We start from the raw sequence: 14,581 nt of genomic DNA, 5'->3' as shown, positions 1-14,581 counted from the left end.
GGAGAACAATCGTTTCCTCTTTCTGTTGTATGTAAAAAAATCCCTCCCATCGAATTTGATGGGAGGGGTAAATTGATTTAGCACGTGGTATCGTCTGGGGATTAAAATTCTCCCAAGGTTTCACCACCAGCTCTTGTGACTAGCGCTCTGTTAACTCCAATGTCCAGGTTTTCGCTGATGAATCGAACTGCACCATCTGTCAGCAAACCGTGAGCGCCTCCCACGTGTGTGCTGCTCCAGTTGGTGCAACGGGTATCATCTGCACCATTGCCAGCAGCAATTTCTTCAGGGTCGGCATTGATAGACGATGTATGGGTATCAATGGCTCCGAGAGGACTCATCCAGGCACCAGATTTATTGATTTCTGAAGGGAATTTCTTACTGAAATTCCAATGATGGTTTTCGTAGAGCGCAATTGTATTGGACGCACCATCAACAATATCACTGAGCCTGGCAGAACCACGCCACCAAAAGATTCCACCAACGCGGCCAAGATCGTTATGTTTGAAATCTCTTCCCGGATCGATCCAGGGTGCCCCATTGGATCCTGTATCGCCACAGTCTTTCCAGCCAGTCCAGATAAAACCCATACTGCCAACATAATCTGTTCGCGCGGCTTGAAGAGAACGGGAATTTCCATTTTGGCCCCCAAAGTCATATTGCATGGCTGAAGCAGTCAACTTTGGTTGGGGATTACTGGGACAAAGCAAAACAGGGATTGGTGTAATTCGAATTGGATCATTGGCGACACTATCCATACCCGGCATTGAAGAAGCCGAACCCGAGGTATTAGTGATATCACTAAAGTCCATTCGGTTATACATCGGGGCCTGATCCATAAAGGGGAGTGACATGGAAATCCAGGAGACTCCACAGGCAACTTGACCCGGGGTTCTTGTAAAATCGTAATTCAGCGGGAAAGTACCATGAGTTTCATGATAATTGTGCAACGCGAGACCTAACTGTTTCATATTGTTTTTACAGGTCGAACGGCGTGCTGCTTCACGTGCTTGTTGAACGGCAGGCAAAAGCAAAGCAATCAGGATTGCAATAATGGCGATCACCACGAGTAACTCAATGAGAGTAAACCCTCGGTATCGCAGGCCAAACGAAAGATAATTCCTTCTCATAAATTTACACTCCTCAAATAAAATACAAAAAAGGGAACTCACAAAATGGTTTTAAAGAGAAAAATAAGAGCATTTACTTTACATATGAAAATGCTATTTATGATGATTTGAATTTCTGATCGCTATTAAAATTCGATATCGACGACGTTCTCTCCCTCTTTCACGGTGTAACTCTTGGGAGTCGTTGTTTTTGAGCTATATGATTTGGGAAAAGGCAATTTCGCCAAATTGGGGTCACCTTTTCCTGAATAACTTTCAGGGCTGGTGGTAACGGACAAAACAACTTTATACGCACCAGCACGCGCTCCCATCCCCCCTTTGGGATTGCTCAGTGCATAAGTTCCATCTTCACCAGAAACCCCCACAGCAGGCGTCCCATCATCAACGGGGACAAAAGAGACACGAACGTCTTTTAAGCCTGTGCCATCTTTTTTAATGGTTCCTTTCACAGGATAAAGTGTAGGCGCATCACCCAAATCCCCACCACCGCAACCAGAAACCCAAATACTCAAACAGACTAATAAGGGAACTCTAATCCAGGTGGTCGAAAATGGATTTTGATGCATGTTTAAGCCCTCTAGGTATAAATTTGGAGTATAATTAGTATGAATTAGTAGTTGATTGGTGCTGGAGAATTGGTTTTAGACTTAATTTATGGGTGATCATTGATCAGAAGGCACACAGGTTCCCTTTATGGGCAATTTGTGAACATAATTAAATTAAGTTTGGATATCTTGTATAATTAATACATTGGTTCATTAATATACAACTGGATTCTACAGCTGCGTTTATAAAAATGTCAATTGTTTTCTGACCTGAATTGAAATAGATAAAATTTTTAGTTTTGCTAAGAAATGTGTTATCAGTAAGTCGTTTTTTGAAGCTGACTTAAATAGTGAAAAACTCAGGGTTTTGAACTCTGATTTGACCTGGTCTTAAGGAAAGTGACTGAGTGCACTGGTGGTTATCAGTAAAAAGGATGCAGTAGATAATCGAAAGAGTCGTGATTGAACTCGATTGAAGTTTGATTTGATTTTTAATATCAAAATGAGGTGATTCAAGCTCCTCGTACAGTATGACATCAAATAATCTGATCCTGATCTGGAGCGATCTATAAGCGTTAAGGAGATTTGCTGAGTCGGTTTTGAATCGCTGTTTCCACTGCAATATCACCACATTCGTGAGCATACTGTCCAATTTCTTGTAACAATTCACGGTTGATCGAATTTGCGTTTTCAAGCTGCTTTAGTTGTTTTGAAAATGCTTTTCCCTGGCTTCCGAGCCTTGCCATTTTCTTTGCTTCACTGACTTTTCCTTTTCTTCTCAGTATCTCTGCCAAACCGAGCCTGGCACGCCAATCATAGGGATTCAATTTAAGTGCCTGTCGATAAGATTCTTCTGCCAAATCGAGTTGATTATTCAGTGCAAGATAACGACTTTTAAATCTCCAGAATCGACTGTCTTGTTCTACATCGTCAGGTGCACTCTCAAACAGCTCAGCAACACGATCCAGGTTTCCTTCTTCCAGAGATTTTTCTAAAAAATAGGCAAGCACTTCTCGATTCTGAGGATATTTTTTCAAGCAGTTAGAAATTAAAGACTGGTCTCCTCCCGAAATTAATTGGGAATCTTTTAGTCTCAAGGATTGATTAGAACTGCTACGCGCAATGTAAATAGCCATTGCCACTTGAAGATCCTCGTTGTCCGGATAATTCTGTAACCAGGAGTTGATGAGGGGAGCACCATTGCTGAAGTTCAAAGAATCTGAAAGCAGAAGGTACACATAGGCCTCAGGTGGCTCACAATTTAAGTTAATTGCTTGTCTGATTTGATCTACCATTTTTAAACGAAGTAACATCATTGAATAGATATAAATGAGACGTTGCCGGGCAAGGTCCACTTTGGGATCAATTTTTAGCATGCGATTACATGTTTCGATAGTTTTGATGGGGTCGTGCAGTTCTGAAAGAAGGAGGTCCGTTTTCAAGGCAAGCGCTTTTAAAATTCTTGGGTCGGAGTCACTTAACCGCCCCAACGCATCGGCTGTTTCTGCGAATTGATTTTGTTTGCGACAGGCTTCTGCCAGTGCCAGCCAGGCATCAGAATTATCAGGTGCTCGAACTGTCCATTTTCTCGCGGTCTCTTCAGCGGCAGCCCATTTTTCTGCTTTTAACAGTTGATTGCTGTCTTCTTTTAATCGTTTTGTCTGATAATGGTTCCACCAGGCTGAGGCGGGGAAAAAAAGGACGCCCGTAAACACCAGGATCAACAAAAATGTTGGGATGCGACTTGAGGATTTTGGTTTGTGATCCATGGTTCAAAGTGATATTGGAGGTAAGGACTGGTTATTGAGCCTAGATACGAGTGGGAATCTCTGTTCTCAATGTTGCTCTTTTTTTGCGAGAATCAAAAGTAAGGAAACTGTCAGTGCGAACATTGATTTGGATAGGCTCGACCCTTTTTGTAATCAAATCAATTCACAAAATACTTTGCCTTTGAATGTGACTCATTGCAATAGGATTTTAGGGTTCAAGTGAACATTTTCTGTTGTCTATTTAGATTCTGCCAGCAGAGATAGTCAAGATAAGGGGGTTTTGAGATTTAAGCAGTTCAGTTTCGTTGTATTCTCTCATGATACTTCTGGGAGAGAGAATGGCATGCGAATGATGAAGATCAAGATCTTAAGATAGCCTCAATCATCAAGTTTTGATACATTACGATTGAGGGTTTGAGTCAGGCTGAAAAGCAATTCGAAGTTGTGTTTCCCTTTCAAGGAGGTGGGGAGCAGATGTCGAAAAGTCAGAAGTTTCAACCAGCTGTATGGGAAAAATTTTCCCTATTTTACTTGATCATGGGGGGGCTCGCCTGTTTGATTGGCCTCACAGCGTGTACCAACTTAGATCGAGTGATCCCGGCACCAATGGTTTTCGATGAGCAATCAAAAGAAATCCTTGCGATTGTGCCGCTCGGAACTCAAAAAGAACGGGCAATCAGCTTGTTAAATGCAGCAGGAATCACAGGTGAATTTGCCTCTAGTCCTTCTATCTATTATTGCGACTTGTGGGAACGCGAAAATGGAAAACGTTGGCATCTAAACGTCGCGTTACTTTTTAATGAGGACGGAGAACTTTATAAAACCCGACCCGCGCAAGCCGCTGTCTCTTGGAAGAGTGATTCGGATTCAGCAAGCGATTCTGAGACTGAGCAATAAAAACACAATTGAGAACAGAGTTCTAAATTTGAAAAAATTGTGTTTTCTAAAGCGCGTGCTTTAAGAATCAACTGGATCAGCGGGTTTCTCCAGTAACTGGATATGACCCTGGCAGAATTTGCAGCAAGCTGTCATTCCCAGATATTTATGCGCGATACGTAATTCTTTTCGGCAGTGTGGGCAAGCTGTATAGAAGCCTTGCGAACTGGATTGGCTTGCATCAACTTTTAAAGAAAAGGGGGCCTGGCAGAAATTACAGCTGACTCGTTTGCCAAGATACTTTTTGTGAACCCGCAATTCTTTACGACACTGAGGGCATTGAAAGAAAAAACCAATTGGGAATGCATCACAGCAAACAGAAAGTTCCTTGAGGGGGTGAAATTCGGGGATTTCCACAGTGTCGTGTTCTAAATCTTCGTTGAGTAGTTCGCGACAGGTTTGGCAATGAACCAGATTTGCAGGCATGTCTTCACTGCAGTTGGGGCAGGGACCACCGGGCCAGGCGGGCATAATCAATCCTTAATTTAATACAATCAATTTTTGAAATGTTGACAGAGTCAAGATGGCCCGGCTCTCTTTCACAATCCAGTTCATAATGAACTGTGGGTATTGATCTCTCAATAGGAGGTTTATGGAGTGTCACATCACACCATAACGAGGTCCCTCTCGCTCAAAGATCTCTCAGATTATAATCCACGTCAAACCCAAGTGCACCATGAGATTGTTGAAAAAGCTTACTTCTTGGCATTCAGACAGTACAAATTTCGAAATGTTCTCAGGAACATTTGGCCATTGGCAACAACGACTGTTGCGTGGCTGGGGTCACTGAGTTTGACTTTGCCATGTGATTTAAATTGAGGAGAGGCATTCACCATGGCAACTTCGCCGTCCTCATTGATACAGAAAAGGATTCCGTCGATACAGACTGGCGAACTGCTATAGCCGCCATCAATTCTTTCCGTCCAGATATTTTTTTGAGTCGCCAGATCGATGCAACTGACTACGCCATTATCTCCCCAAAGATAGAGGTGTCCTTCATAAACAATTGGCGTGGGGACATAGGGCAGTTTTGTAGAGCGTGTGTATTTGATATGTGTTTCTTTGATATTCCCTGAACCTGTAGGATCGACGCCATATAAAAGCTTTCCTCTACCTCCACCTCCACAGGTGGCAAAGATCAGACCTTCTCCGTAGACGGGAGAGGAAACCGTTCTCATCGGAAATTCGCCGGTGGTCCAATTGACCTTACCGGTTTCCGGAACCAGGCTGCTGATGCCGGTGGCCCCGCTGACACAAATCAACTGGGGGTCGGTATTAGGATGATTAATGACAATTGGAGTGGCATAGGATGTTCTACGTTCAGCTCGATCTGCCTGCCAGACTGTCTTGCCAGTCCGTTTGTTAAAGGCAGTCACAACACTGGGGCCCTTCTGATCTTTAGTCGCGATTACCAGATCGTTGTAAATCATGGGAGAACTTCCATGACCGTGTTGGCTTGTGAAGGCGCCTAAATCGCGTTCCCAGATTTTATTGCCTTTCATATCGTAGGCGATCAGCAAGTAGGATTCTTCGTCTGCAAACTCCACAAAGACAAATTCGCCGTCTGTGGCAGGTGTGCTGGAGGCCCAACTCCCTTTTCTGTGTTTGTGGCTCTTTTTCAAGTTTGTCTCACGTCGCCATTTTTCTTTGCCGGTTTTAGGATCAATGCAGAATAGATAGCGGGTTTCTCCCTCTCCCAGGGCAGAAGTCACGAATAGATTGTCGTCCCAAATCGAAGGAGAAGAATGCCCCAGTCCGGGCAATTCTTTCTTCCAGGCGTAATCTTTGTCTGTCCATGTGAGTGGGAAGCCTTTTTCGCTCGATATTCCCGCTCCATTGATGCCGCGAAACCGTGGCCAATTCTCTGCCTGTAACTCTGTCAGGGTAGAGAACGCAAAGCAAGCAGCAGGGACAAGCAGCAAAGTGCATACAAAAAAGCGAGGGGAAAACAATCGGTTCATCGGAGATTCTCTTTACAGGCGGGATGTTATTGACAATTCGCTACTTTAGCTTGACGAATTTTATGTTCTGGTGCAAGTTAATTGAATATAATAATTAATAGGGTTATCGTAAGTAAATATGGTAGATTGACTTCGGCCTTGATTGTGGGCGAGGAAGAGGATGGGGTTAGTCTTGCTCATTTTCAATATTGCAACATTTCCTGCGTTATAATCTATGCAAAACTCTGAGAAACAAAATTCAAATGGATCAGCGTCTGTCGCTTATTTGATCATTCAAGAGTTGGATGAGCGGGGCAAGGTTTATCGTTTGGTGGACCGTCAAGTGACGACTGTTGGCCGTGCGCCCACGAATCGGATCGTACTCGATGACGAAGTTTGCAGCCGAAATCATTGTGAGATCTTCTACAGTGATTCCTCATGGATTATTCGCGATCTGGGAAGCCGTAATGGAACGCTCGTTCAAGGAATTCCCATCAAGCAAGACCATCAATTAGAAGAAGGGTGTGTCATTGAAATCGGAGATAGTGAAGCGATCTTCACTTTCGATGTTTCGCGCTTTTCGTCTCGACCCACTTCTGTAGGCTCAGATTCAGACGATGATCTGGAAAGCGAAACGATTGGGGTGGGGCATCAGTCCAGTTGGGATGAATTCAATGTTCCGGAAATCATCCAACGTAAAAATCAGACCCGATTCCATACACCACTTCCGCAAGCCAACCTCGATCGTGATCGTACCAGCCGTGAACTGGGGCGACTCTATCGTCTTGCATTGGATATGGGGAATTCCCAATCAGATCAGGAACTCTCGCAAATTGTATTGAATGGTTTATTTGAAGGAACCAGTGCGGATATTGGGGCTATTTTGTATTTTGATCCCAGCCGACACGAAGCCCGTAAACCAGAAAATTTAAGAGTGATTGCCTTTCAATCGGCTGATGAAATTCCTTATCAGCGACCTTCTAATTTTCTCTCTGAAATGGTGTTCAATGAGGGGGATGCGATCCTGGCACACAATATTGCCGATGATTCTAAGCTATCTACCAGGGACAGCTTGGGAAAGATTCATGCTCAGAGTGTGATTTGCGCGCCGATTCGCAATAAACGAGGGGTCGCAGGACTGATTCATCTCTACTCAACCAATCCCGATAATCCATTAGATTCTGACGATTTGGAATTCACACTGGCTTTGGCGGATCAGTTAGCAATTTCGCTTCAGAATCTTAGCGATAAAAAGAGCCTGGCTCGGATGGAAGGGGAAAACAAGGCCCTGCGCGAGCAACTTGAGTTGGAGAGTGAGTTGGTCGGTAGTAGCCCTAGCATGGTTGCCATGAAGGAGAAGATTCTGCGTATTGCGCCTACCGATGCCAGTGTGTTAATTCGTGGTGAAAGTGGGGTTGGAAAAGAGCTGGTTGCGCGGGCCATTCACTTTAACAGTGAGCGTAAAAAACACCCTTTCGTTTGTATGAACTGTGCGGCCTTGAGTGAGGGACTCCTGGAAAGTGAACTTTTTGGACATGAGAAAGGCGCCTTTACCGGAGCGACAGGGCAGAAGCCGGGAAAATTTGAGCAGGCACATCAGGGAACGCTGTTTCTTGACGAAGTCGGTGAGATGTCTTTGGGCATTCAGGCAAAGTTCCTGCGTGTTTTGGAGGGACATGCTTTTGAACGGGTTGGCGGCAGTGCTTCAATCGATGTCGATGTACGCGTTGTGGCTGCAACGAATCGTGATATGGAAAAAGCTGTGGCCAAAGGGACCTTTCGCCAGGACTTATATTTCCGATTGCACGTGGTTGAAATCAGCGTCGACCCGTTACGAGTTCGTTCTAGCGATATTCTTTTGCTGGCTGATTATTTTCTGAATCGGTTTGTCGTCAAAACAGGACGACCTATTCGTGGGTTCACCCAGGAGGCCAAAGATCTGCTCGAATCATATCATTGGCCGGGAAATGTTCGTGAACTGCAAAACACAATCGAACGTGCTTTTATTTTATGTACCGATGACATTATTGACGGGGAGGATATCCAACTTTCGGTTGTGGGCATGGAAAGTGATCCTCAATGTGTGCTCCCACCCATGCATGGCCGTTTTCGAGATGTATCACTTGAAGTTGTCGAGCAGGAGCACATTCTCTCTGTTTTAAACAATACGAACTGGAATAAATCCCGGTCTGCGCAAATCTTAGGAATTGAACGTTCTACTTTGGATCGGAAACTGAAGCGGTATGGCATTACTCGTCCTTGACCTGTTTGTCCAGTAATGACTTTAAACAGAGCCAAACACGATTTTGAGTCGTCAAAAACTGGCTGATTTGGCGTGTAGGATGATTACTGTACTTGGATTAATCGCTAAAAATCCAAAGTTGTAGATTTGAGACCCCTTTGTGCATTCGATTTCACAGTAGTTTGTAAAAATGTCAAAAATCTTGTTGACATTTTGTCACAAAAACTCAAGAATTGTCCATGAAACAAGGGATACCTATTAAGTGTCCTTGATTGTGGCTTTGAGCTACAACCCTAATAAATTGGGATGTTTTTTAACCACTAAATTTTAGAAGAGTTTCCCACCTGAAAAAAACTTCCCGCACCCTTGGAGGGTGTTGCTTTTAAATCTCCCAAATAACGCAATGGACGCGTACGCTACGAGCGATTGATTTTCTCGGTTTGGTTGAGATGGCTGATGTTTTATTTCACGTAGAAGGTGTGTCCATTCATATGGTATGAGTGGAAGGTATGGAATTACTTATTGTTGTTGGAGAAAGAAGAAGAGAATGCCGGCATTATTGATGGGTTCGGATGACGTTGATGATCTTTCATGCGAACTTGAAAATGACCAGTCACTGGTTGGTTTTGAAGTAGCGGATTACCCTGAGTTTTCTGAAAACGAAGAGTATGATCCCAACTTTGACGCTTTGTTCGGTGAAGAGGAATACCGTGAAATGGGAATCAATCCCGATGAAGCAACCCAGGCAAAGCCCGGGTCAGAACAAAAAGTTCTGATGTTGGCTGCTCGTTATGCGGCTGGTTTGCCTCTCTGGAATAATAGTGATTGCTATGATCATGGTCCTGGAGAAAATTTACTGCAAGGACTGCTTGCTTAAAATCATCGACCTCGTTGTTTATTTGACTGAGCGAGCCGTCGTGTTTTTCATAAAAAAGACCTTCATCCATTTGTTTGAAGGTCTTTTTTACTGCGCCCCAGCATAGTTTTCGTTACTAATTTGCTTGATGTAAAGCACCAGCATTATTTGACCGACTTTCCATCAAAAAAATTCCAAGTCTTGCAATAGTAAAGAATTCTGAATTCTTATTATGGGTTCACAAAACATGGATTCCGTGGATGAGAAAAAAGAAGAAATCCTAGTCACAGGTATCTGTGCTTGATATAATTTTGGAGGGATTAGCCTCATTTGCAGTAAAGCCGGGCTCAATTCTTCACTCCATGTTACCAAAAATTCACTCCACTGACACTCCCAAAGCCTACCATAACTTACTCTCCAAAATACCCAAAATACAAAGCCAAGAAGAAACGATCCGGGCTCGGTTTCCCTAAACAGAGCAAAAAAGTCCCTCCGCAAAATCCATATTCAAATCACTAAATTGAGAACGTTTGCTGACATACCACTGAATGGTTCAGCAATCTGATGACTACAGGAGCTAAATATGAACAAACAAAAACGTGGTTTTACATTAATTGAATTACTGGTGGTGATTGCCATTATCGCGATTTTGATCGCTTTGCTTTTACCTGCAGTTCAACAGGCACGTGAAGCAGCACGACGAAGTACTTGTAAGAACAATCTGAAACAAATCGGTATCGCGTTGCATAACTATCACGACATTCATTCCACTTTTCCACCAGGAATTACAAGGGCACCCCAGCACCCCTATGCAGGAGTAAGCGGATGGAATACAGGAAAAGTATTATGGTCTGCATTTATTCTTCCCAGTATGGATCAGGCGCCACTCTACAATCTCATTGATTTTTCAGTCCCTGACCCAGGAAGAAATGCGGTCAATTCACAGGTGCGCAATACCATTTTACCTGCCTATCGTTGTCCGAGTGATCCGGGAGGGAAGGGAACAACTGGTTCAAGCAGTGGTCCGAGCAATTACACTGGTTGCGTAGGAAATAGTCCCCTTGGATCTGTTAATGGTGGCGGTACCAACTATCAAAACAATGGTACCACCGTATTCTTTACCGATAGTAAAACGAAAGTACGTGATATTACGGATGGAACTTCCAATACGATGATGATCTCCGAGTTATTGGTTGGCTCTGAATATACGAACTACGGCAACGTCAGCACGGGAGGGATTTTGGATGATTGTAGCGCACCGGGAAGTACTGGAAAACTACGAGGTCAGTCCTGGTTTTATGGAGATGCTTCAATCCGATGGGCTTTTCTAACAGTATTTTCTCCCAATACAGATGTCGCTTGTAGAACATATCAGGAATACGCGAACGCTTCAGCTGCCAGTGAACACGAGGGAGGCGTGCATATTTTATTATGCGATGGAGCAGTACGCTTTGTTTCAGAAAACATTCATTTGAAAACATGGCAGGATCTGGGAAACAAGTCAGATGATAATGTTCTCGGAGAATTTTGATTCCCGGTCTGTTTAATGCTTGAGCGTTCAGCCGACTTTGTCGATGCAAAGTCGGCTTTCAGGTTCTTGTCTATTCTATTTCTTCTGGAAAACGAAAATGTATGCAAAGCGCGTTCGAAATATTTTGTTTGTTGGGGCCATCATGCTAGTTGCCATGGGGTGCAATGGCTCATCGGAGATGAAATACACAACAGCAAAGATTCAAGGGACTGTGAGCTATCAGGGAAAACCACTTGAATTAGGCAAGATTCGATTTATTCCTGATGGTAAAGTGGTGAATGGGCAGGTTGCAGGCAAGGCTGTCTTTGCGGATATCAAAGACGGTAAATATTCGCTTTCTTCTGAAGAAGGGGCGACTGTAGGAAAAAATCGAATCGAAATCAAAAGCTACCGGGAGTCTGGCCGTAATGTTGTTACTTCTGACGGTGATGGAAAAAAAGAAAAAGAAATCGTGCAGTTTATTCCTGAAACCTACAATACAGAATCTAACTTATCAATTAATATCAAAGAGGGTGAGAACAAACATGATTTTGACTTGAAGTAAGGAAGATGCTTCGAGAGAGGAATCTGTGCATTGATTGTTATCGTGAAAGTCACCAAAACACTCATTGGATTACACCGCATAGAGAACTAAGAGCGGTGTGGTCGATCCAGTTCTGTCATGTTGCTCATCCCTCATAGGTCGAATTACTTTTTTAAAGCAAAGGAACCAATACGACAACTTTTAGGATACAATGTTACAATACTACGTAATTTTCTTGACCCCCCGATAAACTTTCGACGTTCTTGTTCATAAGAAAACGTGTTAAGCGTAGATTGTGTCCTCTCTTTTCCTTTATTTTAGTAAAGGGCTTCCGATGCAGAAACGATTGTCTGGTTTAATTCTGTCATTCATTATTGGAGCCTACTGTATTCTTTTTGTTCCTGGGCAAGCGGCTTTTGCAACGCAGGGGCAACAGAATGCCGAGCAAGTTAAGTTGGCAAAAGAGTTTGTCAGCCAACTCTCAAAGGGGAAGTTTGAACTATCTGTCGCCCGTTTCGACAAAGTGATGTCAAAGGCACTTCCTGCCGACAAATTGAAGACGATCTGGGGCGGAATTGTACGTCAGTTTGGCCAACTGCAACGAACCTCAGAAACAAGAGAGGAAATCGTCAATCAGTACCACCTAGTTTTCGTTACCTGTGAGTTTGAGCGAGGCAAGCTCGATGCAAAGGTTGTCTTCTCTGTAGATAATAAAATTACAGGGCTTTTTTTTGTGCCGACCGAGTCATATCGAACCCCTTCGTATGTAGATGCTTCTTTATTTGAGGAAGAAGAGGTTACATTCGGTAAAGGCATCTGGCTTTTACCAGGCACACTTTCCTTGCCTAAAGGTAAAGGGCCATTTCCCGCTGTGGTTCTCGTTCACGGATCAGGACCCAATGACCGGGACGAAACAATTGGTCCCAATAAACCCTTTCGTGATTTGGCTCAGGGACTCGCGTCTCAGGGAATCGCTGTCTTGCGATATGAAAAACGGACCAAGCATCATCGACTGAAAATGGCTCTGCTGATGGGGAATATGACTGTCAAAGAGGAAACCATTGATGACGCTGTGGCTGCCGTGGATTTTCTGGTGAAACATGAGCGAATCGATAGTAGTCGGGTATTTGTGTTGGGACATAGTCTTGGTGGGAACCTGATTCCACGAATCGGGACAGAAACGGACCGGATTGCGGGTTTTATCAGCCTGGCAGGCTCTGTGCGTCCATTGGAAGATCTCGTTCTTGATCAAACCAGGTATCTTTTTTCCTATGACGGTAAAATCACGGACGAAGAACAACTGAAAATCGACGAAATTGCCAGACAAGTGAAGAAAGTCAAATCACCAGAATTGTCTCCTGAGACAGATACGAATGAATTACCATTGGGAATTCCCGCGAAATATTGGCTCGGCTTAAGGGGGTACAACCCGGCAGTGAGCGCCAAAGCACTCAAAGCCCCTTTGCTGATTCTTCAAGGCGAGCGAGATTATCAAGTCACGATGGACGATTTTTCAAAATGGAAAAATGCATTGGAATCACGTAGCAAAGTAAAGTTTATTTCATATCCAAAACTCAATCACCTGTTTATGGAAGGAGAAGAGAAGAGTTCTCCTGCCGAATATACTGTGCCTGGCAATGTTGCTAAAGCCGTTATCAATGACATTGCTCATTGGGTCAAGACCCAGAAATAAGCATTGCTATTGGTATAATAGGGGATTTTTTTCAGATATTCTCTTTATGCTCAGTTGAGTTTTCAAGAATCCTGGGTGAGAAGTACCTCTCTCTTCAGCACACTTTTTGAGCAGTTCGCAAACAAACAACGCACATCGAGAATAAACCGAATCGCGACCAATTATTTACAGACGGTTAAGATTGAGTTCAAACTTGATTTTTCTAAGTCTTGTATGTTGAATCAGATAGGCTTTTCTCATATCAATAGCAGCGAGCCAGACGGGCTGTTTTTTCTGAATGGCTTTTGTTTCGGCACATGATTCGCGACTGTCGAAATGATAGTTCAAATCCGATCCAACACACTTTTTTAAGTAAGAATATTGCGATGTCTTTGCAGATTTTACAAAAGCCGCGAAATGTTGTTGCAGAAGAACCAACAATTCTCGAGAGTCTCTTTGAGAACACAAACCGTCAGGCTAAGCAGAAAATGTCACAGCAGGTTTCCAGCAAATGGGAATCCTGTCCTGCACCAGCGAAGCTGGAAACAGAAATTCTTTCCGGAACTCACCGACAGGTGCAGAATGTGAAAGTGTGTTGCGATCACTCAGGAATTACAGTTTACGGTGTTAGTTCCAGTTACTATCTGAAGCAGTTAGTGACACAAACAATTCAAACATTTGCCCCTTCGATTCCTTTAGCAAACCGGATACTGGTACAGGCGAAATCAAGTTAGGGCAGTCAGGCCTAAGCCCATCTGGAAGCTTTCTCTTTTGGTTGGTTTAGCATGAGCGATAAAAAAGCAGCGGCAGGGATACTTGTGTCCCTTGCCGCTGTTTTAATGTTATCGTTTGAACCTTCAGAAGTCAGTCATCGATTTTAACGACTTCAAAACGTAGTGTTCCTGAAGGAACCTCAACTTCCACCTTGTCTCCGACTTTTTTATTGAGTAAGCCTTCTGCCAGTGGACTGCTAGTGAGGATTTTCATGACTTCAGTTGTATAGTCTTCTTCACCCGGGCCAACAAATTCATACATTTCTTCCAGACCGTCATCGAGATTTTTTACGGTAACCACCGAACCAAAGGTGACAACTCCTTTCGGCATAGCCGATTTATCGGCGATATAACAATTAGCCAGTTTGGTTTTCAGGAGATTGATTTTCGCCTGTGTCAAACCCTGGGCTTCACGCTGTGCATGATATTCGGCGTTTTCTTTTAAGTCGCCTTCGGCACGCGCATCTGCAATTGCTTGTGCGATCTCAGGCATTTTTTCGTTTTCAAGATAACGAACTTCTTCGCGCAGCTTGTCATATCCTTCTTGTGAAATTGGTTGACGGTCCATCTTGTTGGCTCCCGATTTATACTCGTTAATTTGTGTGTTTCAATAAATAGCAAAAACGGGCGACTTTAAACGTCGCCCGTTATGAGTAAAGGCTTA

13 protein-coding genes are annotated in these 14,581 nt (G+C 43.6%); 7 read left to right on the top strand and 6 right to left on the bottom strand.

All coding sequences use genetic code 11. The features are described 5' to 3' along the window. Window positions 1-101 precede the first annotated feature (101 nt). The 3 genes from V202x_RS24115 to V202x_RS24105 all read right to left on the bottom strand — a co-directional run bounded on the left by V202x_RS24115 (window position 102) and on the right by V202x_RS24105 (window position 3,444). Window positions 102-1,130: a DUF1559 domain-containing protein gene (locus V202x_RS24115; protein ID WP_145179359.1), complete on the bottom strand. Its 1,029-nt coding sequence runs from the start codon at window positions 1,128-1,130 to the stop codon at window positions 102-104. 125 nt (window positions 1,131-1,255) lie between these two features. Further along, entirely contained in the window at window positions 1,256-1,696 is a 441-nt protein-coding gene (locus V202x_RS24110) for a hypothetical protein (RefSeq protein WP_145179358.1), read from the bottom strand. A gap of 554 nt (window positions 1,697-2,250) precedes the next feature. Further along, window positions 2,251-3,444 carry a tetratricopeptide repeat protein gene (locus tag V202x_RS24105; RefSeq protein WP_145179357.1) on the bottom strand — a complete coding sequence of 398 codons (1,194 nt, stop codon included), beginning with the start codon at window positions 3,442-3,444 and terminating at the stop codon, window positions 2,251-2,253. A 474-nt stretch (window positions 3,445-3,918) separates the two neighbouring features. Between V202x_RS24105 and V202x_RS24100 the strand changes: the two genes are divergently transcribed. Further along, the gene (locus V202x_RS24100) at window positions 3,919-4,341 is read left to right on the top strand and encodes a hypothetical protein (RefSeq protein WP_145179356.1); all 423 of its coding nucleotides are present in this window, start codon (window positions 3,919-3,921) and stop codon (window positions 4,339-4,341) included. 60 nt (window positions 4,342-4,401) lie between these two features. On the opposite strand, the gene V202x_RS24095 is transcribed toward V202x_RS24100, so the two are convergent. Next, window positions 4,402-4,851 carry a hypothetical protein gene (locus V202x_RS24095; protein ID WP_145179355.1) on the bottom strand — a complete coding sequence of 150 codons (450 nt, stop codon included), beginning with the start codon at window positions 4,849-4,851 and terminating at the stop codon, window positions 4,402-4,404. 224 nt (window positions 4,852-5,075) lie between these two features. Further along, complete coding sequence (locus V202x_RS24090) at window positions 5,076-6,341, bottom strand: PQQ-binding-like beta-propeller repeat protein (RefSeq protein WP_145179354.1); 1,266 nt, start codon at window positions 6,339-6,341, stop codon at window positions 5,076-5,078. A 214-nt stretch (window positions 6,342-6,555) separates the two neighbouring features. Here V202x_RS24090 and V202x_RS24085 point away from each other — a divergent pair, with 214 nt between their 5' ends. From V202x_RS24085 to V202x_RS24060, 6 genes are all read left to right on the top strand, one after another. Then, a complete protein-coding gene (locus V202x_RS24085) occupies window positions 6,556-8,583 on the top strand; it encodes a sigma 54-interacting transcriptional regulator (protein WP_145179353.1) in 2,028 nt (675 codons plus the stop codon). 526 nt (window positions 8,584-9,109) lie between these two features. Continuing rightward, window positions 9,110-9,439, top strand: a complete 330-nt coding sequence (locus V202x_RS24080) for a hypothetical protein (protein ID WP_144988009.1) — start codon at window positions 9,110-9,112, stop codon at window positions 9,437-9,439. Window positions 9,440-10,001: 562 nt separating this feature from the next. Beyond that, window positions 10,002-10,949, top strand: coding sequence for a DUF1559 domain-containing protein (locus V202x_RS24075; RefSeq protein WP_145179352.1), 948 nt, complete (start codon window positions 10,002-10,004; stop codon window positions 10,947-10,949). 97 nt (window positions 10,950-11,046) lie between these two features. Then, the gene (locus tag V202x_RS24070) at window positions 11,047-11,493 is read left to right on the top strand and encodes a hypothetical protein (RefSeq protein ID WP_145179351.1); all 447 of its coding nucleotides are present in this window, start codon (window positions 11,047-11,049) and stop codon (window positions 11,491-11,493) included. Window positions 11,494-11,806: 313 nt separating this feature from the next. Beyond that, a complete protein-coding gene (locus V202x_RS24065) occupies window positions 11,807-13,165 on the top strand; it encodes an alpha/beta fold hydrolase (RefSeq protein WP_145179350.1) in 1,359 nt (452 codons plus the stop codon). Between the two features lie 365 nt (window positions 13,166-13,530). Further along, window positions 13,531-13,878, top strand: a complete 348-nt coding sequence (locus V202x_RS24060) for a hypothetical protein (RefSeq protein WP_145179349.1) — start codon at window positions 13,531-13,533, stop codon at window positions 13,876-13,878. 130 nt (window positions 13,879-14,008) lie between these two features. Here the strand turns inward: V202x_RS24060 and greA are convergent, their stop codons facing one another. After that, the gene (gene greA / locus V202x_RS24055; protein ID WP_145179348.1) at window positions 14,009-14,485 is read right to left on the bottom strand and encodes a transcription elongation factor GreA; all 477 of its coding nucleotides are present in this window, start codon (window positions 14,483-14,485) and stop codon (window positions 14,009-14,011) included. Window positions 14,486-14,581 lie beyond the last annotated feature (96 nt).

Source organism: Gimesia aquarii, assembly GCF_007748175.1.
Classification (GTDB): domain Bacteria; phylum Planctomycetota; class Planctomycetia; order Planctomycetales; family Planctomycetaceae; genus Gimesia; species Gimesia aquarii_A.
Note: the sequence above shows the minus strand (reverse complement) of the source record. Positions and strands in the feature narration are given on the sequence as shown.